Raw genomic sequence first — 23715 nt, 5'->3', positions numbered from 1 at the left:
GCCCAATAAACCGCAGGTTAGCAATATTCGGAAGATAGCCACAAATATTGGGTCAATCTTCCGACTCGGCGGGTCTTCCGGCCGGTCGGGTGCCACCCGAAGTCCAGGTGCGGCAGACGCTCATCGTCACCGGGCCGGCGTCACGCCGGCGTTAACGCTGGCGGACGAGGCCGGCCCGGCCGGTGACAACACGTTGACGTCGGCCGCCGCATGGTGATCGAGCGCGGTGCCGAATCGGCGCCTTGATCAGCGGAAACGCCAGTTGTGGGGGTATTCGATGAGTCGGTTGGTGATCGTCGGTCGCGTCGTGCCGGGATCCGAGGACCAGGTGGCGGGGATCTTCGGCGAATCGGATCGGACCGAGCTGCCGCAGCTAGCGGGGGTCCGGCACCGGTCGCTCTACACCCTCAACGACCTCTACGTACACCTGATCGAGACGGACGCCGGTACGGCCGGCGTCGAGCGGGCCAGCGGTCACCCCCTCTTCCTGAAGGTCAGCCAGGAACTCTCGGCCTACATCTCACCGTACTCGCCGACCTGGCGGTCACCACGGGACGCGATGGCCCGGTGCTTCTACAGCTGGGACGCGCCGGTCCCCGTACCGGGGAGCCGGGGATGACCACGCCGGCACCGGCCGGCGTCGCCGACTGGATCCGCTGCGCGCACTGCGCGGTCCTGCTGTACGGCAAGCGGCTCCGGCGTCACCTCGACGTCTGCCCGGAGTGCGGTGCCCACCGCCGGGTGTCCGCACCGGACCGGATCGACCAACTCGTCGACCCGGGCAGCTTCACCGCCCTGCCGGGCCCGGCGGCGCCGGTGGACCCCGTCGGGTTCGTCGACTCGATGCCGTACCCGAGGCGGCTGGCCGCCGCCCGGGCCGGCACCGGTCTCGACGAGGCGGTGCTGGCCGGGGTGGCCCGGATCGGCGGTAACCCGGTGGTGCTGGCCGTGATGGACTTCCGGTTCCTCGGCGGCAGCCTCGGTTCCGTGGCCGGCGGGGTGATCACGGCAGCCGCGGAGCGTGCCCTGCGGTGCCGGTCACCACTGCTGCTGGTCACCGCCTCCGGCGGCGCCCGGATGCAGGAGGGGCCGCTGGCCCTGATGCAGATGGCGACGGTCAGCCAGGCGGTCGCCGCGCTTCGGGAGGCCGGCGTGCTCAGCGTCAGCCTGATCACCGACCCGACCTACGGCGGGGTGGCCGCGTCGTTCGCGACGAACACCGACATCGTGCTGGTCGAGACCGGCGCCCGGATGGGGTTCGCCGGCCCCCGGGTGATCTCGCAGACGCTCCGGCAGGGGCTGCCGCAGGGTTTCCAGACGGCCCGGTTCCTGCTGGAACACGGCCAGGCGGATCTGGTCGTCGACCGGCGGGAGCTGCGCAAGCGGCTGCGGCTGCTGCTCGCCGCCGCCCGACCGACGGGCCGGACCGCCTCGGGTGTCCGGGGCTGGTACGCCGACCGACCCGGCCCGGCTGAACCGGGCCCGGCTGAACCGGGCCCGGCCGAACCGGGCTCATCCGGAGCGGGCTCGGCCCAACCGGTCACGGCCGAGGGCGCGTCACCGGCGCTGGTGACCGACGCCGACCGGCTCGGGCAGCCGGACGCCTGGCAGGCCGTCCGGGCCGCCCGCGACATCGCCCGGCCGACCACCCTGGACTACCTGGCGACAGCCTTCGACGGCTTCGTCGAACTGCACGGGGACCGGCTCGGCGCCGACTGCCCGGCGACCGTGGCGGCCCTGGCCCGGCTCGGCGACCGGCACCTGGTGGTGATCGGCCACCAGAAGGGCCACCACACCAGGGACCTGCTGGCCCGCAACTTCGGAATGGCCACCCCGGCCGGCTACCGCAAAGCGCTGCGGGTGATGCGACTGGCGGCCCGGCTCGGGCTGCCGGTCGTCACCCTGATCGACACGCCCGGGGCGTACCCGGGGGTGGAGGCCGAGCGGCACGGCCAGGCGGCGGCCATCGCGGACAGCATCCTCACGATGACCGGGCTGCCGACCCCGGTGGTCGCGGTGATCACGGGGGAGGGCGGCAGCGGCGGCGCGCTCGCGCTGGCCGTGGCCGACCGGGTGCTGATGCTGCGGACGGCGATCTACTCCGTGATCAGCCCGGAAGGCTGCGCGGCGATCCTCTGGAACGACCCGGCGGCCGGCCCGCGGGCCGCCCGCGCCCTGCGGATCACCGCGCCCGAGCTGCTCCGGCTCGGCATCGTGGACGGGGTGGTCCCGGAACCGCCGGGCGGCGCCCAGGCCGATCCGGGGCACGCCGCCCGGCTGCTGCGCCGGGCGATCGTCGCGGCCCTGACCCCGTTGCTCGACCGGCCCGTCGAAACCCTGGTCCGCGAGCGGCGGCAGCGGTTCCGCAGGTACGGCGCGGCGCCGCAGCCGACCGATGCCGTAGCTGGACAGGTCTGCCGTACGACTGAGCCGGTCTGCCGTACGACTGAGCCGGTCTGCCGTACGACTGAGCCGGTCTGCCCACCGGGTGAGCCGGTCAGTGCCACGGCTGCGCGGGCCGCCGGTGCTGACCTGCGGGGTCGAGGCTGCGTACCGGCTGTCCGGCGGGCGTCATGACCGGGGCGGCGGGACCGGTCCGCCGGCCGGACGCGGTGCCGGCGCAGGCGAACGGCGGTGCCGGGTCGGTGACCGACCACGGCCGCGACGGTGGGTCGGACAGCCACGCCGGATCTGAACTGGCGGCGTTGCGGCGGCAACTGCGGCAGGTGACGGCGGAACTCGACGGTCCACTGCGACGGGTTCGGATGAGCTACGGCGACGCCCTGTTGGAGATCGAATGGCAACCGGCGGTGCCGGCGGACCGGCCGACCCGGCCGCCGGCTCCCACCCCGGCCACGGTCGAGGCCACCGCGCCGCGCCGGACGGTCGTCTCACCACTTGTCGGCACGTTCTACCGCGCGCCCGAGCCGGGCGCCGCGCCGTACGTCGAGGTCGGTGACGCGATCGAGGCCGGCCAGGTGATCGGGATCGTCGAGGCGATGAAGCTGATGAACCAGGTGACCGCGGAGCAGGCCGGCACGGTCGTCGCGGTGCTGGTCGACGACGGTCAGCCGGTCGAGTTCGAACAGCCGCTGGTCGCGCTGGCTCCCGGCGGTCCGGACGCACCGGATCCGGCCGACTGAATGCCGTGGTATCCGGCCATCGGGGAAGGACGGAGCGGGATGTTCGAGAAGGTGCTCATCGCCAACCGGGGCGAGATCGCGCTACGGGTCCTGCGGGCCTGTCGGGAACTGGGCGTGCGTACGGTGGCGGTCTACTCCACGGCGGACCGGGACTCCGCCGCGGTGCGCCTCGCCGACGAGGCGATCTGCGTCGGACCACCGCCGGGGCGGCAGAGCTACCAGAACGCCGCCGCGATCATCGAGGCGGCGCGGCGCACCGGCGCCCAGGCGATCCACCCGGGCTACGGATTCCTCTCCGAGGACGTCGACTTCGCCGAGATCTGCGCCGCTCACGACCTGGTGCTGGTCGGCCCGCCCGCGGAGGTGATGGCCACGCTCGGCGACAAGTCCAACGCCCGCGCGGTGATGCGGGCGGCCGGGCTGCCGGTGCTGCCCGGCACCGATCGGACCCTCGACACGCTCGCCGAGGCGGCGGCGGTCGGCCGGGAGATCGGCTATCCGCTGATCATCAAGGTGGCCGCCGGCGGTGGCGGGCGAGGGCTCACCGTGGTCGGGTCACCGGCCGAGCTGGCCGGGGCGTACGAGCTGTCCCGGGCCGCCGCCCAGGCCACCTTCGGGGACAGCCGGGTCTACCTGGAGCGGTACCTGCCCCGCGCCCGGCACGTCGAGGTGCAGGTGCTCTGCGACGCGGCCGGCGCCGGCATCCACCTGGGCACCCGGGACTGCTCGGTGCAGCGCCGGCACCAGAAGCTGGTCGAGGAGGGACCGGCGCCCGGGGTCTCCGCCGGCACGCTGGCGGCGATCAGCGCGGCCGCCGTACGCGGCGCGCTCAGCGTCGGGTACCAGGGCGCCGGAACGTTCGAATTCCTCCTCGACGAGGACGAGCAGTTCTACTTCATGGAGGTCAACTGCCGGATCCAGGTGGAGCACCCGGTCACCGAGATGATCACCGGCGTCGACCTGGTCCACGAGCAGTTGCACATCGCCAGCGGGTCACCGCTGCGGCTGCGCCAGGCCGAGGTCCCCCAACGCGGGGTCGCCGTCGAGTGCCGGGTCAACACCGAGGACAGCGGGCGCGGGTTCGCCCCGGCACCGGGGCGGCTGGTCCGGTTCCACCCGCCCGGCGGACCGTTCACCCGGGTCGACACCGACGCCCACCCCGGCTACGTGATCGGACCGCACTACGACTCGCTGCTGGCCAAGGTGGTGGTCTGGGCGCCGGACCGGGACCTGGCCCTGAACCGGATGGGCCGCGCGCTCGACGAGTTCGAGGTCGCCGGCCCCGGCATCCACACCACCATCCCCTTCCTGCGCCGGCTGATCGACGACGCGGCGTTCCGGAAGGTGCAGCACTCGACCAGCCTGGTCGACCGGCTGCTCAGCGGCTCCGAGGAGCCCGCCGTGGTGGCGACCGACTGAACCGGGGACCACCCGGAGCAGCAGAAACAAGGAGGACGAGATGACTGTGGAAACCGATCCGACCCGGCCGGCCACCGCCGTGGACATCGCGGCGATCCTGGTCCGCAACTGCGGTCTCGATCCCGCGGCTGCCGCCGGCCGGGCCGGCGAATCGTCGCTGGCGGAGCTGGGCCTGGACTCGCTCGCGGTGCTGGAACTGCAGGCCGTGGCGGCCCAGACGTTCCAGGTCCAGATCTCCGACGACGCGCTCGGCATGACCATCGCCGAGATCGCCGAGCAGGTCAACCGGGGCCGGGTCACCGCCGACCCGCCGGTCGGCGCCGACCCGCCGGTCGGCGCCGACCCGCCGGGTCACACCGAGAACAGCGTCTTCATCGCGGCGCCGCTGCCACTGGTCTGGGACATCACCAACGACGTCGCCCGCTGGACCGAACTGTTCACCGAGTACGCCGAGGTCGAGATCCTCGACCGGCACGACGACGTCGTCCGGTTCCGGCTGACGATGTTCCCGGACTCCAACGGCGCGGTGTGGAGTTGGGTGAGTGAGCGGCGCGCCGACCCGGACCGGCGGGAGGTGTCGGCGCATCGGGTCGAGACCGGACCGTTCGAGTACATGCGGATCCACTGGCGGTACGACGAACTGCCCGACGGCACCCGGATGACCTGGACGCAGGACTTCGCGATGCGGCCGACGGCACCGGTCGACAACGCCGCGATGACCGACCGGATCAACACCAACTCCCGGATTCAGCTCAACATCATCCGGGACCGGATCGAGCGGGTGTACCGGGAGTCGGCCGCGTCGGCGCGGACCGCCAGCACGGGGAGCGGATCGTGACCGGGCAGGTGGTCGCCGCGCGTGAGGTGCCGCCCGACCGGCGGCGCGGCGGCGAGCTGCGGGTCCTGCTCGGCCCGCGCACGGTCGGCAGCACCTCCGGCTTCCTCGGGGTGGTGCACCTGCAGCCGGGCGAACGGATCAGCGAGCACTACCACCCGTACAGCGAGGAATTTCTCTATGTCGCGCGCGGCGCGGTGGTGGTCGACCTCGACGACGTGCCGACCCCGCTCGCGGTCGGGGAGGCGCTCTTCGTGCCGGTGAACGTCCGGCACCGGCTGCGCAACGTCGCCGAGCGCCCGGCCGAGGTGGTGTTCCACCTCGGACCGCTCGCCCCCCGGCCCGAGCTGGGACACGTCGACACGGAACGCGCCGGCGGCCGGGCCGCCGCGGAACCCGCGCCGTGAGCCCGCCGGGCACCCGGCCCACCGGCCCGCGACGCACCGTGGTCACGGGCGTCGGGGTGGTGGCGCCCGGCGGGGTCACCCGGGACCGGTTCTGGACCACCGTGACCAAAGGGGAGACGGCCACCAGGCGGATCACCCTGTTCGACCCGGCCCCGTTCCGGTCCCGGGTCGCCGCGGAGTGCGACTTCGACCCGGCGGCCGCCGGGCTGACCCGCGCCGAGCGGGAGCGCGGCGACCGGTACGTGCAGTTCGCGTTGGCCGCCTCCATCGAGGCGGTCGCCGACAGCGGCCTGGAGCTGACCGACCGGACCCGGACCCGGACCGGGGTGGTGCTCGGCTCGGCGGTCGGCGGCACGATGGCCCTGGAGCAGCAGTACGTGACCGCCAGCGGCGGGGGAGCCCGGTGGCTGGTCGACCCCGACGGCACCAGCCCCTTCCTCTACCAGGCACTGGTGCCCAGCAGCCTGGCCGCCGACGTGGCCTGCCGGCACGGTCTGCACGGACCCGCGCAGGTGGTGTCGACCGGCTGCACCTCGGGCATCGACGCGATCGGCTACGGCCACCAACTGATCGAGGACGGGGTGGTCGACGTCGTTCTCGCCGGTGCGTCGGACAGCCCGATCTCCCCGGTGACGGTGGCCTCCTTCGACGCGATCCGGGCCACCACGCCGTGCAACGACGACCCGGCCCGGGCCTCCCGGCCGTTCGATGCGGACCGGCGCGGCTTCGTGCTGGCCGAGGGGGCGGCGGTGCTGGTCCTGGAGGAGCTGATGCACGCCCGCCGACGGGGGGCGCCGGTCTACTGCGAGGTGGTCGGCTACGCCAACCGCAGCAACGGCTACCACATGACCGGGCTGCGCCCGGACGGCGCGGAGATGGCGCTGGCCATCAGCGCCGCGATGGACCAGGCCCGGATCAATCCGGACCAGGTCTCCTACATCAGCGCGCACGGGTCGGCGACCCGGCAGAACGACCGGCACGAGACGGCCGCGTTCAAACGGGCGCTGGGCGCCGCGGCGTACCGGGTGCCGATCAGCTCGATCAAGTCGATGGTCGGGCACTCGCTCGGCGCCATCGGCTCGATCGAGATGGCCGCCTGCGCGCTGGCCATCGAGTTCGGCGTGGTGCCGCCGACGGCCAACTGGGCCAACCGGGATCCCGAGTGCGACCTGGACTACGTGCCGAACGTGGCCCGGGAGCTGCCGGTCGACGTGGCGCTCTCGGTCGGCAGCGGGTTCGGCGGGTTCCAGTCGGCGATGCTCTTCCGCCGGCTGCGGGAGCCGGCGTGCTGACCGGCCGGGCGGTCGTCACCGGGATCGGCGTGGTCGCGCCGAGCGGGGTCGGGCTGGACGCGCACTGGAAGACGGTGCTGGCCGGCGAGAACCGGGTCCGCCGGATCACCCTGTTCGACCCGGACCGGTACCCCACCACGTTGGCCGGGGAGGTGGCCGACTTCGACCAGCTCCGGTACGCCGACAACCGGCTCGCCGTGCAGACCGACCGGTGGACCCACCTTGGCTTCGCCGGCACCCTGCTCGCGCTGGCCGACGCCGGCCTGCCGGAGCAGGCCGACGACCCCTACCGGTACGCGGTGACCCTGGCCAGCTCGTCAGGCGGCAACCTGTTCGGGCAGCGGGAACTGCAGCGGTTGTGGAGCCAGCCGACCCGCACCGTCGGGGCGTACCAGTCGATCGCCTGGTTCTACGCGGCGAGCGTCGGGCAGGTCTCCATCCGGCACCAGTTCAAGGGGCCGTGCGGGGTGCTGGCCACCGAGGCGGCCGGTGGCCTGGACAGCCTGGCGCACGCCCGGCGTACCGTCCGCCGGGGAACCCCGGTGGTGATCGCCGGCGGCACCGAGTGCGCGCTCAGCCCGTACGCGTTGGTCTGCCAGCTGCGGACCGGGCTGCTGAGTTCGAGCCCGGAGCCCGGCCGGGCCTACCTGCCGTTCGACGCGGCGGCGACCGGATACGTGCCGGGCGAGGGCGGCGCGGTGTTCGTCGTCGAGGATCTGGGGCACGCGCTGGACCGGGGCGCCCCCCGGATCTACGGCGAGCTGGCCGGCTGGGCGGCGACCCACGACGGGACGCACACCGGCCCGGACGGCGGCGGCGACGCCGGCCAGTACGCACGCGCCATCCGGCTGGCCCTGGCCGAGGCGGGGGTGCCACCGGGGCGGGTGGGCGCGGTGTTCCCCGATGCGCTCGGTGTGCCGCGCTACGACCGGACCGAGGCGGCGGCGCTGCGGTCGGTGTTCGGGCCGCACACCCCGCCGGTCTCCACCCAGAAGCCACTCACCGGCCGGGCCCACCAGGGTGGCTCGGCGCTGGACGTGGCGACCGCGCTGCTCAGCCTGCGGCACCGGATGGTCCCGCCGTCGGCCGCTCCGGAGCGGGTCGCGGACGGGTGCGAGCTGAGCTTCGCCCGCCGGTCGGGGTCGCTGGACTCGGGCGTCGCGCTGGTCGCCGCCCGCGGGTTCGACGGCTTCAACAGCGCTCTGGTCCTACGGGACCTGGAAGACGCCGCTGGTCCTACGGGACCTGAAACCGAGGAGAAAGAGGGTGACCGGGATGGTTGATTCGTTGAGTCTCGGCGGGCCGGTCAACGGCCGGTCGGCGGGCGGTGCCGGCAACGGCGCCGGGCTGATCGGTGCCCGGGTGCTGTTCCTGCTGCGCATCCCGCAACCGCGTACGACGGAGTTCCTGCAGGCCTACGAACGGATCCGGCACCAGGTCGCCGCCAGCGTCACCGGGCACCTCCGCGACCAGGTCTGCCAGTCCGTCACCGACCCCGAGCAGTGGCTGATCACCAGCGAGTGGACGTCGTTGGCGTGCTTCGAGGCGTGGGAGCGGGAGGCGGCGCACCGGGAACTGGCCGGACCGTTGCGGGCCTGCGCGACCGAGGCCCGGTCGATGCGGTTCGTGGTCCGCGCCGAGACCACCGGGGCACAGTCGGGTCCGACCGGTTCCCGGCGGGTCGCGGCGGACGGGGGGTGACCGCGATGCCGGAGCGGCGGCCACACGTGCTGGTGATCGGCGCCGGCACGGGCGGGATGTGCCTGGCGCACGGTCTGCGCCGGGCCGGGGTGAGCGTCACGGTCTTCGAGAAGTACCGCACCCGCGCCGACGGGCTGCACGGCTACCGGATCGGCGTGGGACCCACCGGCTGCCGCGCGCTGCGGGAGTGCCTGTCGGCGGAGCTGTTCGAGACCTTCCTGGCCACCTGCGCCCGGTCGCCCGCCTACTTCAACGTGCTCACCGAGAAGCTGGGCCAGACCGCGTCGTTCGCGTTCCGCGCCGACGAGGACCCGGCCAACAGCGACCGCGCGGTGTCCCGGATGACGTTGCGGCAGCTCCTGCTGACCGGCATGGAGGACGTGGTCCGGTTCGGCAAGACCTTCACCCACTACCAGCGGCACGACGACGGCCGGGTGACGGCGTACTTCGACGACGGCACGTCCGCCACCGGCGACCTGCTCGTGGCCGCGGACGGCACCCACTCGGCGGTCCGGCAGCAGTATCTGCCGCAGGCCCGGATCGTCGACTCGGGCAGCGTCACCCTGGCCACCAAGGCGCCGCTGACCGACCGGGTCCGCGCCCTGTTGCCGGAGCGGGTCCGCCGGGGTGTGTCGTTGATTCTGGGCGGCGGCGGCATGATGGGGATGCTGCACGTGATGGAGTTCCCCTGGGATCGCGAGGGGGCGGTGAAGCCGGGTGTCGGCGGCACCGACGCCGCGCTCATCGAACGCTGGCCGGGCCTGCTCTACGACAACACCCGCGACTATGTCAACCTCATCCTCTGGACGTCGCGTCGCCGGCTACCACCCGATGTGCTGCAGCGTCGGGGCCAGGATCTGATCGACCTCGCCGGGTCGATGATCCGCCGCTGGCACCCGAACCTGCGGGAGTTGCTGGCCAGCGCCGACCCGGGCAGTTGTTTCCCGCTGCGCATCGTCACCTCGGTGCCGGTGCCGTCGTGGCCGGCCGGCAACGTCACCCTGCTCGGCGACGCGATCCACACCATGACTCCGGGCCGGGGGGTGGGCGCCAACACCGCGATGCTCGACGCGGCGTTGCTGACCCGGCAGGTGGTGGCCGCCGCGGCCGGGGAGAAACCACTGCTGCGGGCGGTCGCCGACTACGAGGCGAGGATGGTCCCGTTCGGGTTCGCGCGGGTCGCGGACTCGCTCAACAGCAACGGGACCAACGGCGACGACCTGCTCTTCCGGCCCGTGCTCGGCCGGCTCAAGCTGACCGCCGCGCGCGGTCGGTTCGGGGTGCTGAGCCGGGTGCCGGCGTTGAACCGGCGGTTCGTGGACCGGATCTACGCGTACCGGAGCGCCGAGGAGGTGGCGAACTGAGGTGGGGCGGCGACCACCGGGCGGTGCCGTACGGCGCGCCGCTCACGCACCGTACGGCTCGGTGGCCATTCCCGCCGGTGTCGCCGCGACCGGATCGGTCGCCACGCCGCCGGCCGGTGCCACCGCGACCGGCACCGGGACCAGCAGCGCCGCCGGCAGGGTGACGGTCGCGGCGAGGCCGGCGTGTTCCGGGTGGGTCAGCTTCACCTCCATGCCGTGCCGGCGGGCCAGCAGCGCGACGATCCGCAGCCCGGTCTCCTGACCGGACGGGTCGTCGGGTAGCGCGCCGGTCAGCCGGGCGTTGATGAGGGCCCGGCGGGGGAACGGCATGCCCGGACCGAAGTCGTGGATCTCGATGGTGACCCGGCCGTCCTCCCAGGTTCCGGCGAAGACGGTGACGGCCTGCTGCGGATTCGCGGCGGTGGCGTTGTCGAGCAGTTCCGCGAGCAAGTGCACGGTGTCGATGACCGCCCTGGCATCCACCGCCACGGTCGGCAGGTCGGCGAGTTTGACCTGGTCGTAGCGGTGCGACTCGGAGACGGCGGCCTGCAGGATCTCCAGCAGGGACAGCGGGCGGGGCCAGTGCCGCAGCGCCGGTTGGCCGGTGACGGTGATCAGGTTTTCGCCGTGCCGGCGCATCCGGGTGGCCAGGTGATCGAGTTGGAACAGCGCCGCCAGCCGCTCGGGGTCGGTCTCCGTCGACTCCAGCTCGCTGATGAGGGTGAGCTGCTCGTCGAGCAGTTCCTGGGTCCGGTGCGACAGGGTGCAGGGCAGCGGATCCTGCCAGCCGGTGGCGGATGTCGCCGGGCCGTCCGGGGTTGCCGGGTCGATGCGGCCCGATCGGGTGAGCAGCGCCCGCCGGGACAGCACCACCGCCACCCCGGCGACAAGGACGGCACCGACGCCGATGACGGCGCCGAGGGCGGCCGCCATCCGGTGCCGGTTCAGCGCGTCGCTGGCCCGGTCGATCAACTCGGTGGCGGCGGTCCAGGCGGTCAACCTGATCTGGTTGAGCCGGTCCGCCGAGAGGTCGGCCCAGTCGGCCGGGAGCAGACCCGCGGTGCTGTAGGGCCCGGCGTCGCCGATGATCCGGGCGGCGAACTCGTCGGCGTCGCCGGCCCGCCGCTCGTCGCCGGCCTCCTGGTAGACGCGCAGCACCGACGGCGCGGCGTCGGCGACGAAGGCGGCCAGGGTCTTTTGGGCGACGGCGGCGCTGGTCCGCAGCGCCTGTCGTTCCTCGGTGGTGGAGCGGTCCCGGGCGAGCACGGTGGTGATGGTGGTTCGTTGCTGGGACAACGCCTCGGCGGCCAGCAGCAGCACGGACAGCCCGGACGCCGGGCCGAGCGTGGCGCCCTGCCCGGTCAGCGCGGTGGCGCGTTGGGCGGTTCGTTCGTTGAGCCGGATCAGCGGTGTGATCAGTTCGCCGTATCCGGTCACGCTGCGGGCGGTCGGCCGTCCCTCGGTGAACGCCTCGGCGCGCAGGACCGTCAGGGTGGCGAGCCGGGAGCGTACCTCGGTCAGTTGGCCGCCGAACGCTTCGGCCGGGAACGGGCGCAGCGCGGATTCGAGGTCCGCCCGGGCCCGGTCGGTGGCGCCGTGCGACTCCTGCAGTCGGGGATTGTCCGAACCGGTCGCCCGGACCTGGGCGGCGATGTCCCGCTCGTCCTGCAGCCGTTCGATCAGGGTGACCGTGGCCAGTCCCGCCGACGCGTAGTTCCGGGCCGCACCGGCCTGTCGAACGTCGCCGATGGAACCGATCAGTTGCCAGGCGCCGAATCCCAGGGTGATGGCGGCCCAGAGGGCGAGGATGAGTAGCAGCCGGATGGCTGGGGGAAGACGGTCGAGCACCCGGCCGTCCGGGCGCGCACCGGGCCGCAACCGGGTTCGACCCGGACGATGTTCGGCAAGGTGTCTGCCCCCTTCGTGTCGCCGTCTGCTTCCACTCACCGGTCCCACCTCCGGACGTGGACAAGCCCTGTTGTCAAATCGAATCCGTGCGAAAAGCACGATGACACCAAGCGGTCAGCCGACATCGTGCGCGCTCGCGCGACTGAAACAGTAGGCATAATCCCTACTTGCGATCAAGAGCGCGGTTCGGACGGAGTTCGACATCGTAGCCTGATAGTGATCGATTGATCACGCTGTGCGTCGTGGGTGGGTGGGGCCGTGCCGGCTGCCGGGTGCCATGACCTGCGGATTGCCGATCTGTTTCAATCCGGTTGCCGTCCCGCCGACGTTCCGGGGAATTTGCTCCGGTTGTGGGTGATCCGGCTCGCCGGCGCGGATCGCCCGGGCGTCCTACTGGTCCACCCGGGCCGTTTCTGCGGCACGGCCGCCGGCCTGCCCCGCGGAGCACGCCGTCGATGCTGTTCAGGATGGCTGCCGGCCGCTGGAGGCCTGCCCCGGGTGGGGATGGGCGCGTGGTCGCAGGAAGGCTGAACTCCGGATGTCGCCGTCGCTGTCGCGGGGTCCGATCAAAGTGGACGGATTCCTGCCGACCGGGTCGGTGGTGCTCCGGGAACTCTTGGTATCCCAGGAGGTGCCACCTGCCGTGCACGATGGGTTGAGCCGGACCCCGGCGCCATTGGCGACCGCGAGATTGTGGTCAGCCGCGAAGTGGAGTTGGCGAACGTGAATCCGTGGTCGCTATTTCCCGGGCGCTGTTGCGTCGACCGTGATCCCGGGTCACCGCCACCCAGTTGGAAGCCGTTGCCCTGCCGTCGCCGGAGCCCGCCTTGATCCACGAGCCCGTCGGCGCTCTCGCCGTTCTTGCGTGGTCGCGGTTGCCGTGGGCGTCCAGGGTGATCACCTGGTGTTGCGCGCTGCCGGGGTTCGTTCGGCCGGCCGGGCCCAACCTGGTGGTACGGATCAGACCCGGCCGGCCAAAGGTCAGCGGTAGATCAGGTCGGACGAGGAGTAGATGCAGTTGGTGCCGTCGGCGCCCGTTCCGACCTGGGTCGGCTCGTTGCCGCTGTTGTTGCCGTTGTATTTGCGGCAGATCACCATCGACCGGCCGGAGTCGTTGACGATCGTGATTCCGGAGAACCGGGCCGTGTCGCCGTAGTTGACGTTGATGCCCGCCACGGTGTTGCCCGGTCGGGTCAGCGTGACGTTGCGGATCACCACCGCGCGGCGGTGCTGGGTGGAGCAGTTGCCGCAGGACCGGTAGAACGTGCCGAAGTTGGTGGCCTGGAAGTTCTGGACGGTCAGGGTCCCCGCTCCGTTGTGCTGGAAGACCTTGTCACTGGCGGAGCGGGCGCCGCCGCCGTCGACCAAAAAGCTCGGCGAGCCGCTGCCGCGGAACGTGGCGGCGTCCTCGCCCACGTCCTCCCACCAGACGTTGCGCAGGGTGCAGGCGCCGTCGCAGTGCACCCCGTCTCCGGCCGGCGCTCCGATGATCACGTTCTGCAGGGTGGCGCCGGCCGCGAGCCGGAACATCGGGTCCTGGCTCTCCTCCTGGCTCCCGTCACCGATGCAGCAGTACCGGCGCATCCCACCGTCCAGCGTGCCGGAGACCGCGATCGTGCCGTTGACCCCCACCTGGCCGGTCGGCGTCGGCCACGAACCGGAAGGTGGCGGCGCCGTTGTGGGGGGCGTGCTGCCGCCACCGACGTTCACCATCCGCCACTGCTGGTTGGCGCCGTTGAGGTCGGTGAACTGGGCGATCGGGGCGCCGTCGGCGGTGGACCACTCCCAGAGGTCGAGTGCCTTGTTGCTGTGCCGGTTGATGAAGCGGACGTAGCCGCCGTCGGAGTCGGCCAGCCGGAAGTGCTGCCGGGTGTTGTTGTTGTCGGTCATCTGCACCAGCCGGGCGCCGTCGGTGGCGTCCGGCACCTCCAGGACCTTCCCGCTGTGTGCGGATCTGACCTTGTAGTAGCCGCTGCCGACGCTGACGAACCGCCACTGCTGTACGGCCAGGTCGTTGCGTGCGTACTGAACGATCGGGGCGCCGTCGTTGGTGGCCCAGTTGTAGAGGTCGAGTGCCTTGTTGCTGTGCCGGTTGACGAAGACGTAGTTCACGTTGGTGTCGACGGTGGCGGCCGAGGCGGTGGTGACGCCGATGGTGCCGATCGTCGCGATCGCCGCGGCGGCCGTCGCCCCGACGGCGATCGCCACCCGCAATCCACGTCTGCCGGGAGCGGGTGGTGCGCCGACCTCGACGGCCGGGTCTGTCCGAGTCATGGTGGTGACCTCCGGGAGCTGTCGCGAGCGCAAAGAAAGCGCTTTCCCGGCACAATATGTATGACCGTCAATCAAGTCAACCGGGGGTGGGGGATCCGGTCGGCGTCGGATTGACTGGTGACCAATGGGTCACATAACGTGTGGCATGGCCGATGACGACCAGGTATTCAAGGCGCTTGCGGATCCGACCCGTCGCTTCCTGCTCGACCTGCTCTTCGTGACCGACGGTCGGACGCTGACCCAGCTGGAGTCCGAGCTGGCGATGAGCCGGTTCGGGGTGATGAAGCACCTGCGGGTGCTGGCGGAGGCGGGTCTGGTGGTGACCCGTCGATCCGGCCGCGAGAAGCTGCACTTCCTCAACCCGGTGCCGATCCGGCTCATCCACGACCGCTGGATCGACAAGTACACCGAACCGTTCGCGTCGATGCTCACCGGCCTGAAGAACCGGTTGGAGGACGAGTCCGGGCGGTCGGTCCGGACCGTCCAGGTGTACCGGATCCACGTCGGGGCGACCCGTGAGTCGATCTGGACCGCGCTCACCGAGCCCGCGCTGACCGCCCGGTACGGCTACCGCACAACCGCCCGGTACGAGCTGCGTCCCGGCGGGCGCTACCAGGGGCTGACAGGCGTGGTGGGGTGGCCCGAGGTGGCGATCGAGGGGGAGGTCGTCGAGGTCGATCCGCCGGGTCGACTGGTGCAGACCTGGCACCCGGTCTGGGATCCGGCCGCCGCGGCCGAACCGGTCACCCGGCTGACCTACCAGATCGAGGTCGATCGACCGGGTGTCAGTCGGCTCACCCTCACCCACGATCTGACCGGCGCCGCCCGGACGGCGGCCCTGGTCGGCGGCGAGATTCCGGGCGCCGGCGGCGGCTGGAGCGAACTGCTCAGCGACCTCAAGACCTTGCTGGAGACCGGGCAGCCACTCCCCGGCGGAGGAATGGCGTCAACCTAGAGTTGACGGAGGCCGATCGTCAACCTATGGTTGACGGCATGGCTACCGTGAAGCTCGACGACCTGATCACCACCATCAAGAAGGTTCACAGCGAACCCCTCGACCAGCTCACCAGCGCCGTCATCGCGGCCGACCACCTTGGCGAGGTCGCCGATCACCTGATCGGCCACTTCGTCGACCAGGCCCGCCGCTCGGGCGCCTCCTGGACCGAGATCGGCAAGGCCCTGGGGGTGACCAAGCAGGCCGCCCAGAAGCGCTTCGTCGCCAAGGGCGAGGCGATCGACCTCGACCCGTCCCAGGGCTTCACCCGGTTCATCCCGCGAGCCCGCAACGTGGTGCTGGCCTCCCAGGAGGAGGCGCGGGCCGCCGGCAACATCGAGATCAACCCCGCGCACATCACGCTCGGTCTGCTCACCGAGCCGGACGCGCTGGCCGCCAAGGCGATCACCGCCCAGCGCGTACCGCTGGACCGGGTCCGGGAAGCCGCCACCGCGACCCTGCCGCCGGCCACCGACGGGATCCCCGAGCTGATCCCGTACGACGCACAGGGCAAGAAGGTGCTCGAACTGACCTTCCGGGAGGCGCTGCGGCTCGGCCACAACTACATCGGAACCGAGCACATCCTGCTCGCGCTGCTGGAATTCGAGAACGGCGAGGGCGTGCTCGCCGGCCTCGGCCTCTCGAAGGCCGCCGCCGAGGAGAACATCATCGAGGCGGTCGAGGCGGCACGGATCGCGTACGAGAAGTCCCAGGAATGACCCGGTCGCGGTCCGCGCCGGCCCGACCGGCGCGGACCCGCGCACCGGTCAGTCGGCCGCGGCCTCGGCGAGCAGCCGGGCGAGCGCGGCCGGCCGGCTGGTCATCGGCCAGTGCCCCGAGTCGATGTCGACGAACTCGACATGCTTGGCGCTCGCCAACTCCGGCGCGTCGCCCTCGGCGATCGCCTGCCGGGCCTGGGCCGGGGTGAACTCCGGGCAGACGACAAGCACCGGAACGTCGAACCGACGCCCGTCGGTGTACCGGACCACGGCCTTGGTGACGCCGGCGGGGACCGGGACCGCCGCCGACGCGATCCGGCTCCGGGCCTGCTCGTCGAGGTCGGCCGCGTCCGGACCCTCGAACGGCGCCCAGCCGGGGAAGGGCAGCACGCCGTCCTTCGTCTCGAAGAAGTCGGCGTAGCGCTGTCCGTCGGCGGACGGGAAACCGCCGATCAGGGCGACCTTCGCGACCCGGTCCGGTCGCGCGTCGGCGGCCAGCCAGGCCAGCGTGCAGGCGGCCGAATGGCCCACCACCAGCGGCGGAGCCGCCGCCGCGTCCACCGCGGCGAGCACCGCCGCCACCTGGTCGTCGAGGGTGGCGGAGGAGGAACCGTCGCCCTGTCCCGGCAGGGTGAGCGGCACGGGCCGGTGGCCGAGCGCCCGCAGCGGCGGGAGCACCTCGTCCCACGCCGACCCGGTCAGCCACAGGCCGCCGATGAGCAGAATATCCATGATCAGCTCTCCCTCTCCAGCACGGTCAGATCGCGTTCGGCGTACAGCCGGTGTTCCCATTCCTCGTTGAGGACGATGTTCAGACACTCCCGGATCGGAAAGTCCTCGGCCTGTGGCCAGCCGGGCTCGGTCCGGGTCACCCGACCGGCTAGCTGGTCATCGGTAAGCGACGCCACGACCCGGCCGACCATCGCCTGCCGCTCGCGTCGAACCGCGCGGACCTCGTCGAGCGACGGGCGGGCCTGGCGGTCCCAGGGGATGCCGTCCCAGCCGGGCGCCTCGTCCCAGGGCAGATCGAGCGGATGCCACGGGGAAGCCTCGCCCAGCACCATCCGGCCGACCCAGGCCGCGCTGGCGAAATTCAGGTGGCGCAGGGTCTCGATGAAGGACCACTCGCCGTCGACGCCGCGGTGCAACGCCTCGGCCGGGAACGTCTCGGCCCGGGCCATGGTGCCGGCCCACAGCCGTTCCAGGATCGTCCACGCCTCCCGGAACCCGTCGGCGTCCGCCGGTCGCATCTTCGTCCGGTCGGGCATCCGGCGATTGAGCTCGGCCTCGACCAGCGGCGCGATGTCGACGCCGTTAACGGTCACGTTGCGTAGTTCGCCGTAGATCTGGACATCGACCAACTCGACGCCGCGCAGGCGGGCGCCGACGAACATGGCGCCGTGGATCAGCGCCCCGCTCAGGTCGACGGCGTGCATCCGGGCGTCGTTGAGGCGCACCCGGTCGAAGGTGGCGCCGCGCAGACTCACCCGGTCGAAGGAGGCGCCGGTGAGGTCCTGCTCGCGGAACTCGGTCATGCGGGCCACCCTAGGGGCGGTTCCGGACGATCTACTTCCGGTTCTAGTCTTCGTGGTGTGCCGACCGAGCTCAGCCCGACCGCGCGGGCGCTGCGCGCCATCGAGATCCTCCGGAGCCGGCCGGGCGCCACGGCCGACGAACTCGCCGCCGGGCTGGGCGTCACGGAGCGCGCCGCCCGCCGCTACATCGGCATCCTCCGCGAGGCGGGCATCCCGGTGGAGTCCACCCGCGGCCCGTACGGCGGTTACCGGCTGGGGCGGGGCACCCGGCTGCCGCCGGTCGTCTTCACCGAACCCGAGGCGCTCGGGCTGGTGATGGCGGTACTCGACGGCCAGCCGGCCGCCGCCGGCGCCGAGGACGTCGTCGGCCTCGCCCTGAGCAAGGTCATCCGGGCGCTGCCGGAGAGCGTCGGCCGGCAGGCGGCGGCCCTGCGGGACCACGCGTCGGCCGCCCCGGACCGGCACTCGGCCCGCCCGGACCCGGCGACCGCCAGCGCGCTCGTCGCCGCGATCGCCGCCGGCCAGAGCGTGGCACTGACCTATCGGAGCCGGCCGGACAGCGAGTGGGAAGCCGAGGTGGACCCGTGGGCGATCGTGGTACGTCACGGCCGCTGGTACCTGCTCTGCCGCTCCCACCGGGCCGACGCGACCCGCACCTACCGGCTCGACCGGATCCGCGCGGTCCGCCAGACCGCCCGCGCGTTCACCCCACCCGACGGCCTCGATCCGGTGGCGGCGGTGGAGGAGAACCTCGGCACCGGCTGGGAGTTCGCCACCCGCGTCACATTCGACGCCCCGGCGGCCGAGGTGGCCCCGTGGATCCCGGCCCCGATGGGCCGGGTCGAGGGGTGCGGAACCGGCTGCGTGCTGGTCGGCAGCACGAGCAACCCCACGATGTACGCACAGGAGTGGCTGGCCAGATTGCCGTTCGACTTCCGCGTCGACGGCGGTCCCGAACTGCGTGCCGCCGTGGCGACCCTCGCGTCGCGCCTCGCCGCCGCGGTCGCGGACCGGCCCAGAACCCCGGTGACCCGATGAGGTCGGGCCACCTGCCGGGCTGACCCCTGGTCGCGCGATACATCCTCCAGGCCCTGTTCGCGGGCGAACGGAACTACCGGACGGCTACAGGTCCGGGCCCTCCGGGTGGTCGGCGCGGTGGTCAAGCTGCAGTTCAAGCAACGCCCGCTGCGCCCGCCAGCCGTACCAGCACAGGCCGGTTTCCTCGCCGAGCGGCAACCCGCAGTGGCAGGTGTTCTCGTCGGCTGCCTCGTGCAGCTTGAGTAGCGCCCGGAGCGTGTCCGCCTGGACGGTCGCGGGGATGGCGTCCGGGAACACGGCCGGCCCGTGGGTCGGCCCCACGGACGGCGCCGGGCGGTCCGGGTCGCGGTGGTCCGGGGCGACCCGGGGCGGGTCGTTCGCGGACTCCAGACAGCCGCCCCAACCGACCGGTGGACCCCAACCACCGGACAGTGTCCCGGTCGGGAACGGCGGAACCCGCCACCGGTCCGCGTCCTCCTCCGGGACCTCGACCCCCGGGCCGCTCCCGGTGTCGATCCACTTGAGTCGGGGGCGCCCCCACCCCGGCAGCGGGTGGTGCCCACCGATCCGCCGATCGCTTATCGACCGCCACCGCCGGCCACCACCGGCGCGGGGTCGCGGCTCTTCGTCGTTCTTCTCCATGTGCGCTACCTCCGGTCGGGTCGGCAGGTGCGGTGCGAGGTTCGCAGAGGGCCGGCGCCCGGGGTGCGCCGCTAGGGAGCAACACCCCGGACACCGGGAACCTGGGAGCCCCCGCCGGCCCCTCACTCCGAGGAGGGATGTGGAACCCCTCGGGCAACCTCCGGCGGGGGTCCGGTCAGCCGGCCGGGTGTTGGCGATCCCGACCGGCCGGACCGGTGGCCATCGGGTCGCCGGGAGGGCATCCATCCGCCCGGCCCCTGACGGGTGACCCGTGGTTACCGACCACTCTGGACGGCGCGGCGCGACGATGGGAGACTATGCGCTGTCGGTGACCTTCGATAACATTCGGCAACATGTCATCCGGGAGGATGCGTGAGCGAATTTCGTGAACTGCTGCGCAGGCTCCGAAAAGAACGAGGGCTAACCCGCGACCAGGCGGGGGCGGGAGTGGGGTTCGCCGGTAGCACCGTTGCGGCGTGGGAAGCGGGCAGGCTGATCCCTAAGCCGGATGGCGCGAAGCGGCTTGACGACTTCTACGGCACCGGGGACGAGATTCAGCGAGCCGCAGCCCATGCGCGGGAGGAACTGACACCGTGGCTCCGCCCCTGGACTGACCAGGAAGCGCGAGCCGTCGCGCTCCGTTGGTTCGAACCCCTGGTGATCCCTGGTCTGCTCCAGACCGACGAGTACGCGCGAGCAATCGTCGGATGCTCGCCCCGGATGGCGAGCCGAGTCGACGAAGTCGTCGGCCGCCGGTTGGCGCGTCAGGCCGCGGCCTTGGAGCGGCCCGAGCCGGTCACGCTGGCTGCGATCATCGGGGAGCCAGCTCTACGTATCGGCGATCCGAAGATCATGCGCCCGCAACTCGAACGGCTTATGGAAGTCAGCCACCTTCCGCACATGCATGTTCGGGTAGTCCCGATGGCCGCCGGATTCCATCCCGGGCTCGCCGGGGCGTTCGTGTTGGCGAGCCTGCCCGACGGTCGCAGCGTGGCCTACCTCGACGATCAGCTACGTGGACGCGTCGCCCCCGACCCACCAGACGTGAGCGAGCTGGCCCAGACATGGGAAGCTATCTGTGAGTTGGCACTACCGGCCAACCAGTCCCGAGACCTGATACTGAAGGTGGGTCATGAACAACACTGAGCCACGGTGGCGGAAGTCCCGCCGGAGCAGCAGCAACGGCGGCGCGTGCGTTGAGGTTGCCGACAACATGCCCGGTGCCGTGTTGGTGCGGGACACGAAGGACCGCGACGGCGGAACGCTGACCTTCGGGCCGGCTGCCTGGTCGTCGTTCGTCGCGTCCGTCAAGTAGCCAATGCCGCCCGCTGGCTCCCGTGCCCGGCGCGGGGGCCGACGGCGGCGCTAGATCTATCACTCCATCCCAGGGTCGGCCGAGCGTGGACAGCCCAGCCCACGTCAGGTCCAAGGGGTGTCGACGCCGTCGAACTCGTCGAAGACCAGCCAGGTCCGGGTGGAGAGCACCCCGGGAATGCCCTGGATCCGACTGAGCACCACATCGCGCAGGGCGGCGTTGTCCGGGGCGCGGACCAGCGCGAGGACGTCGTGGTCGCCGCCGAGCAGCGCCGCGTGCTCCAGGTAGCGCACCCGGGCCAGCTGCGCGGAGACCTCCCGCCAGGTGTTCTGCTGGATCGTCAGACCGATGTACGCCGACGTGCCCAGCCCGGCCGGCTCCGGCGCCACCCGGGCGTGGAAGCCGGTGATCACCCCGTCGCGTAGCAGCCGCTCCACCCGGGCGTAGGCATTGCTGCGGGAGATGTGCACCCGGTCGGCAAGCGTCCGGATCGAGGTCCGGCCGTCCCGTACCAGGATGTCGAGGATCTTCCGGTCGACCTCGTCCGGAGCCGGCACCGGACCGACCGGCTCGGCCGTTTGTCCGGTCCCGCCCTGCGGGACGGGTGTCGTCTCGGCCGAATGGCTCACGAATGCGGCTCCTGGCGGTCAGTTGTCTCTCGTTTGACGGGGAGGTTGAGTCAACCATCCACCTGGCGCCAGCATAGGCCCATCGCCTGTCCAGGAGGTCAATGCCGTGACGACCAGCCCCCGGGCGGTCCGCCGGGCAACGCCCCGCAGCCGCCACCCGAGCCCGCCAGCCAAGTCCGGCGAACCGATCCGCTCGGGTGAGCCAGCCCGGTCGGGTGGGCCAGCCAGGTCGGGTGGGCCAGCCCGGCCTGGCGAGCCAGCCGGGCCGGTCCCCGGGGGCGCTGAGCGGGCATCGGATGCTGAGCGGGCATCGGGTCCCGCCGCCCCGTTCCTGCCCGGCGCCGAGCCGGTCCGACTGGTCGACGAGGCCGGCCGTCGGGTCGCCGGACCGCCCGGACGGCCGGGCGGCACCGGGTATCCGGAGCCGCCCACCGAGACCCTGCGCGAGTTGTACCGCCGGATGGTGATCGGTCGCCGGTTCGACCAGCAGTGCACCGCGTTGACGAAGCAGGGGCGGCTGGCGGTCTATCCGTCGGCGCGCGGGCAGGAGGCCTGCCAGGTCGCCGCCGTGCTGGCGGTCCGGCCGACGGACTGGGTGTTTCCCACCTACCGGGAATCGATGGCGCTGACCGCCAGGGGCATCGACCCGGTGCGCGTGCTGACCCTGCTGCGCGGCGACTGGCACTGCGGCTACGACCCGGCCGCCGAGCGGACCGCCCCGCAGTGCACCCCGCTGGCCACCCAGACCGTGCACGCCGCCGGCCTCGCCTACGGCGAGGCGTACCAGGGGCGGGACACCGTCGCGCTGGCCTTCATCGGGGACGGCGCCACCAGCGAGGGCGACTTCCACGAGGGCGTCAACTTCGCCGCCGTGTTCCGCGCCCCGGTGGTCTTCCTCGTCCAGAACAACGGGTACGCCATCAGCGTCCCGCTGGCCAAACAGACCGCCGCGCCCGCGCTGGCGTACAAGGGTGTCGGGTACGGCGTCGCGAGCGAACAGGTCGACGGCAACGACCCGGTCGCGATGCTGGCGGTGCTGACCGCCGCCGTCGAACACGCCCGGTCCGGCCGGGGACCGTTCCTGGTGGAGGCGCACACCTACCGGCTGGAGCCGCACACCAACGCCGACGACGCCGGCCGCTACCGGGATGCCGACGAGGTCGCCGGATGGCTGGGGCGCGACCCGATCGCCCGGCTGGAGGCGTACCTGCGGTCGGCCGGCGCCCTCGACGACCCGGCGGTGGCCGCGGTGGCCGCCGAGGCGGAGGCCGCCGCCGCCGACCTGCGCGACCGGATGGCCGTCGAGCCCACGGTCGACCCGATCGACCTGTTCGCCCACGTCTACGCCCGCCCCACCCCGCAACTTGTCGAACAGCGGGAGCTGGTCCGGGCCGAGCTGGCCGCCGAACAGGAACCGGCAAGCCGGACGGGACACGGCTGATGGCGGCGGTGACGATGGCGAAGGCCCTCAACGCGGCGCTGCGCGACGCGCTCGCCGACGACGAGCGGGTGGTGGTCTTCGGCGAGGACGTCGGCCGGCTCGGCGGGGTCTTCCGGATCACCGACGGGCTGCAGGCCGAGTTCGGTGAGCGGCGCTGCTTCGACACCCCGCTGGCCGAGGCCGGCATCGTCGGCTTCGCGGTGGGGATGGCGATGTCCGGGCTGCGGCCGGTGGTCGAGATGCAGTTCGACGCGTTCGCGTACCCGGCGTTCGAGCAGATCGTGTCGCACGTGGCGAAGCTGCGCAACCGCACCCGGGGCGGGCTGACCGCGCCGATCGTGATCCGGATCCCGTACGCGGGCGGGATCGGCGGGGTGGAACACCACTGCGACTCCAGCGAGGGCTACTACGCGCACACGCCGGGGCTCAAGGTGGTCACCCCGGCGACGGTGGACGACGCGTACTCGCTGTTGCGGGAGGCGATCGCGGACCCGGACCCGGTGGTCTTCATGGAGCCGAAGAAGCTCTACTTCGCCAGCGCGGAAGCGCAGCTGCCGGCCCGGACCGGCGGCTTCGGCCGGGCCGTGGTGCGCCGACCCGGCCGCGACGCCACGCTCGTCGCCTACGGCCCGGCCGTGCCGGTCGCCCTGGCGGCGGCGCAGGCCGCCGTCGAGGAGGGCTGGGACCTGGAGGTGGTGGACCTGCGCACCCTGGTGCCGTTCGACGACGAGACGGTGGCCGCCTCGGTGCGCCGGACCGGGCGCTGCGTGGTGGTCCAGGAGGCGCCGGGCTTCGCCGGGGTCGGCGCCGAGGTGGCCGCCCGGGTGCAGGAGCGCTGCTTCCACGCGCTGCAGGCGCCGGTGCTGCGGGTCAGCGGCCTGGACATCCCGTACCCGCCGCCGAAGTTGGAGCACGTGCACCTGCCGGGGGTGGACCGGGTGCTGGACGCCGTCGCCCGGTTGCAGTGGGACGACCGGCCGGACCCGCGCTGGCTGACCGACTCCGGGTCCTTCGGACTGACCGACTCCGGGTCCTCCGGACTGGACGACTCCGGGTCCT

Annotated in this window: 21 protein-coding genes and 2 pseudogenes; 17 read left to right on the top strand and 6 right to left on the bottom strand. The window is 72.4% G+C overall.

The genetic code is table 11. The annotated features are described in order from the left end of the window. The first annotated feature begins 277 nt into the window (after window positions 1-277). The 10 genes and pseudogenes from O7627_RS19025 (at window position 278) to O7627_RS18980 (ending at window position 10161) form a co-directional block, all read left to right on the top strand. Window positions 278-619, top strand: coding sequence for a TcmI family type II polyketide cyclase (locus O7627_RS19025; protein ID WP_278094869.1), 342 nt, complete (start codon window positions 278-280; stop codon window positions 617-619). Further along, window positions 616-2382, top strand: a pseudogene (gene accA / locus O7627_RS19020) (acetyl-CoA carboxylase carboxyl transferase subunit alpha); the annotation flags it as partial. The gene O7627_RS19025 and the pseudogene accA, both read left to right, overlap by 4 nt. Window positions 2383-2573: 191 nt before the next feature. Next, window positions 2574-3143, top strand: a complete 570-nt coding sequence (gene accB, locus O7627_RS19015; RefSeq protein ID WP_278094868.1) for an acetyl-CoA carboxylase biotin carboxyl carrier protein — start codon at window positions 2574-2576, stop codon at window positions 3141-3143. A gap of 39 nt (window positions 3144-3182) precedes the next feature. Further along, entirely contained in the window at window positions 3183-4562 is a 1380-nt protein-coding gene (locus O7627_RS19010; protein WP_278094867.1) for an acetyl-CoA carboxylase biotin carboxylase subunit, read from the top strand. 40 nt (window positions 4563-4602) lie between these two features. Then, window positions 4603-5400, top strand: coding sequence for an SRPBCC family protein (locus tag O7627_RS19005; protein WP_278094866.1), 798 nt, complete (start codon window positions 4603-4605; stop codon window positions 5398-5400). Then, window positions 5397-5804, top strand: a complete 408-nt coding sequence (locus O7627_RS19000) for a cupin domain-containing protein (RefSeq protein ID WP_278094865.1) — start codon at window positions 5397-5399, stop codon at window positions 5802-5804. The genes O7627_RS19005 and O7627_RS19000 overlap by 4 nt, the downstream gene beginning before the upstream one ends. Next, the gene (locus O7627_RS18995; RefSeq protein ID WP_278094864.1) at window positions 5801-7096 is read left to right on the top strand and encodes a beta-ketoacyl-[acyl-carrier-protein] synthase family protein; all 1296 of its coding nucleotides are present in this window, start codon (window positions 5801-5803) and stop codon (window positions 7094-7096) included. Before O7627_RS19000 ends, O7627_RS18995 begins: the two co-directional genes overlap by 4 nt. After that, a complete protein-coding gene (locus O7627_RS18990) occupies window positions 7093-8379 on the top strand; it encodes a beta-ketoacyl synthase N-terminal-like domain-containing protein (RefSeq protein ID WP_278098329.1) in 1287 nt (428 codons plus the stop codon). Before O7627_RS18995 ends, O7627_RS18990 begins: the two co-directional genes overlap by 4 nt. Then, on the top strand, window positions 8372-8797 hold the full coding sequence (locus O7627_RS18985; RefSeq protein WP_278098328.1) for an antibiotic biosynthesis monooxygenase family protein: 426 nt from the start codon (window positions 8372-8374) through the stop codon (window positions 8795-8797). The genes O7627_RS18990 and O7627_RS18985 overlap by 8 nt, the downstream gene beginning before the upstream one ends. Before the next feature lie 5 nt (window positions 8798-8802). Beyond that, window positions 8803-10161: an NAD(P)/FAD-dependent oxidoreductase gene (locus tag O7627_RS18980; protein ID WP_278094863.1), complete on the top strand. Its 1359-nt coding sequence runs from the start codon at window positions 8803-8805 to the stop codon at window positions 10159-10161. 42 nt (window positions 10162-10203) lie between these two features. On the opposite strand, the gene O7627_RS18975 is transcribed toward O7627_RS18980, so the two are convergent. Both O7627_RS18975 and O7627_RS18970 read right to left on the bottom strand, forming a co-directional pair. Beyond that, window positions 10204-12009, bottom strand: a complete 1806-nt coding sequence (locus tag O7627_RS18975) for a nitrate- and nitrite sensing domain-containing protein (protein ID WP_278094862.1) — start codon at window positions 12007-12009, stop codon at window positions 10204-10206. Window positions 12010-13050: 1041 nt separating this feature from the next. Next, window positions 13051-14343: a pectate lyase gene (locus O7627_RS18970; RefSeq protein ID WP_278094861.1), complete on the bottom strand. Its 1293-nt coding sequence runs from the start codon at window positions 14341-14343 to the stop codon at window positions 13051-13053. A 145-nt stretch (window positions 14344-14488) separates the two neighbouring features. Between O7627_RS18970 and O7627_RS18965 the strand changes: the two genes are divergently transcribed. Then, window positions 14489-15298, top strand: coding sequence for a metalloregulator ArsR/SmtB family transcription factor (locus O7627_RS18965; RefSeq protein WP_278094860.1), 810 nt, complete (start codon window positions 14489-14491; stop codon window positions 15296-15298). A 38-nt stretch (window positions 15299-15336) separates the two neighbouring features. Next, window positions 15337-16056 carry a Clp protease N-terminal domain-containing protein gene (locus O7627_RS18960; protein ID WP_278094859.1) on the top strand — a complete coding sequence of 240 codons (720 nt, stop codon included), beginning with the start codon at window positions 15337-15339 and terminating at the stop codon, window positions 16054-16056. A 48-nt stretch (window positions 16057-16104) separates the two neighbouring features. Here O7627_RS18960 and O7627_RS18955 read toward each other — a convergent pair whose 3' ends face one another. Together O7627_RS18955 and O7627_RS18950 are read right to left on the bottom strand one after the other, a co-directional pair. Continuing rightward, entirely contained in the window at window positions 16105-16788 is a 684-nt protein-coding gene (locus O7627_RS18955; protein ID WP_278094858.1) for an alpha/beta fold hydrolase, read from the bottom strand. Window positions 16789-16790: 2 nt separating this feature from the next. After that, window positions 16791-17591 carry a DinB family protein gene (locus tag O7627_RS18950; RefSeq protein WP_278094857.1) on the bottom strand — a complete coding sequence of 267 codons (801 nt, stop codon included), beginning with the start codon at window positions 17589-17591 and terminating at the stop codon, window positions 16791-16793. 57 nt (window positions 17592-17648) lie between these two features. Between O7627_RS18950 and O7627_RS18945 the strand changes: the two genes are divergently transcribed. Beyond that, window positions 17649-18629, top strand: a complete 981-nt coding sequence (locus O7627_RS18945; RefSeq protein WP_278094856.1) for a WYL domain-containing protein — start codon at window positions 17649-17651, stop codon at window positions 18627-18629. Window positions 18630-18713: 84 nt separating this feature from the next. On the opposite strand, the gene O7627_RS18940 is transcribed toward O7627_RS18945, so the two are convergent. Then, complete coding sequence (locus tag O7627_RS18940) at window positions 18714-19271, bottom strand: hypothetical protein (RefSeq protein WP_278094855.1); 558 nt, start codon at window positions 19269-19271, stop codon at window positions 18714-18716. Window positions 19272-19643: 372 nt separating this feature from the next. On the opposite strand from O7627_RS18940, the gene O7627_RS18935 reads away from it, so the two are divergent. Both O7627_RS18935 and O7627_RS18930 read left to right on the top strand, forming a co-directional pair. Further along, entirely contained in the window at window positions 19644-20417 is a 774-nt protein-coding gene (locus O7627_RS18935; RefSeq protein WP_278094854.1) for a helix-turn-helix transcriptional regulator, read from the top strand. Continuing rightward, window positions 20404-20586 carry a DUF397 domain-containing protein gene (locus O7627_RS18930; protein ID WP_278094853.1) on the top strand — a complete coding sequence of 61 codons (183 nt, stop codon included), beginning with the start codon at window positions 20404-20406 and terminating at the stop codon, window positions 20584-20586. Before O7627_RS18935 ends, O7627_RS18930 begins: the two co-directional genes overlap by 14 nt. A gap of 104 nt (window positions 20587-20690) precedes the next feature. On the opposite strand, the gene O7627_RS18925 is transcribed toward O7627_RS18930, so the two are convergent. After that, the gene (locus O7627_RS18925) at window positions 20691-21143 is read right to left on the bottom strand and encodes an Lrp/AsnC family transcriptional regulator (protein WP_278098327.1); all 453 of its coding nucleotides are present in this window, start codon (window positions 21141-21143) and stop codon (window positions 20691-20693) included. 145 nt (window positions 21144-21288) lie between these two features. On the opposite strand from O7627_RS18925, the gene pdhA reads away from it, so the two are divergent. Both pdhA and O7627_RS18915 read left to right on the top strand, forming a co-directional pair. Next, complete coding sequence (gene pdhA, locus O7627_RS18920) at window positions 21289-22656, top strand: pyruvate dehydrogenase (acetyl-transferring) E1 component subunit alpha (protein WP_278098326.1); 1368 nt, start codon at window positions 21289-21291, stop codon at window positions 22654-22656. Continuing rightward, window positions 22656-23651 (top strand): annotated as a pseudogene (locus O7627_RS18915) (alpha-ketoacid dehydrogenase subunit beta); the annotation flags it as partial. The gene pdhA and the pseudogene O7627_RS18915, both read left to right, overlap by 1 nt. Window positions 23652-23715: the final 64 nt, after the last annotated feature.

It is taken from the genome of Solwaraspora sp. WMMD1047 (genome assembly GCF_029626155.1).
Taxonomy (GTDB): Bacteria; Actinomycetota; Actinomycetes; order Mycobacteriales; family Micromonosporaceae; genus WMMD1047.
The sequence above is the reverse complement of the archived record's forward strand: the minus strand, read 5'-3'. Positions and strand labels throughout refer to the sequence as shown.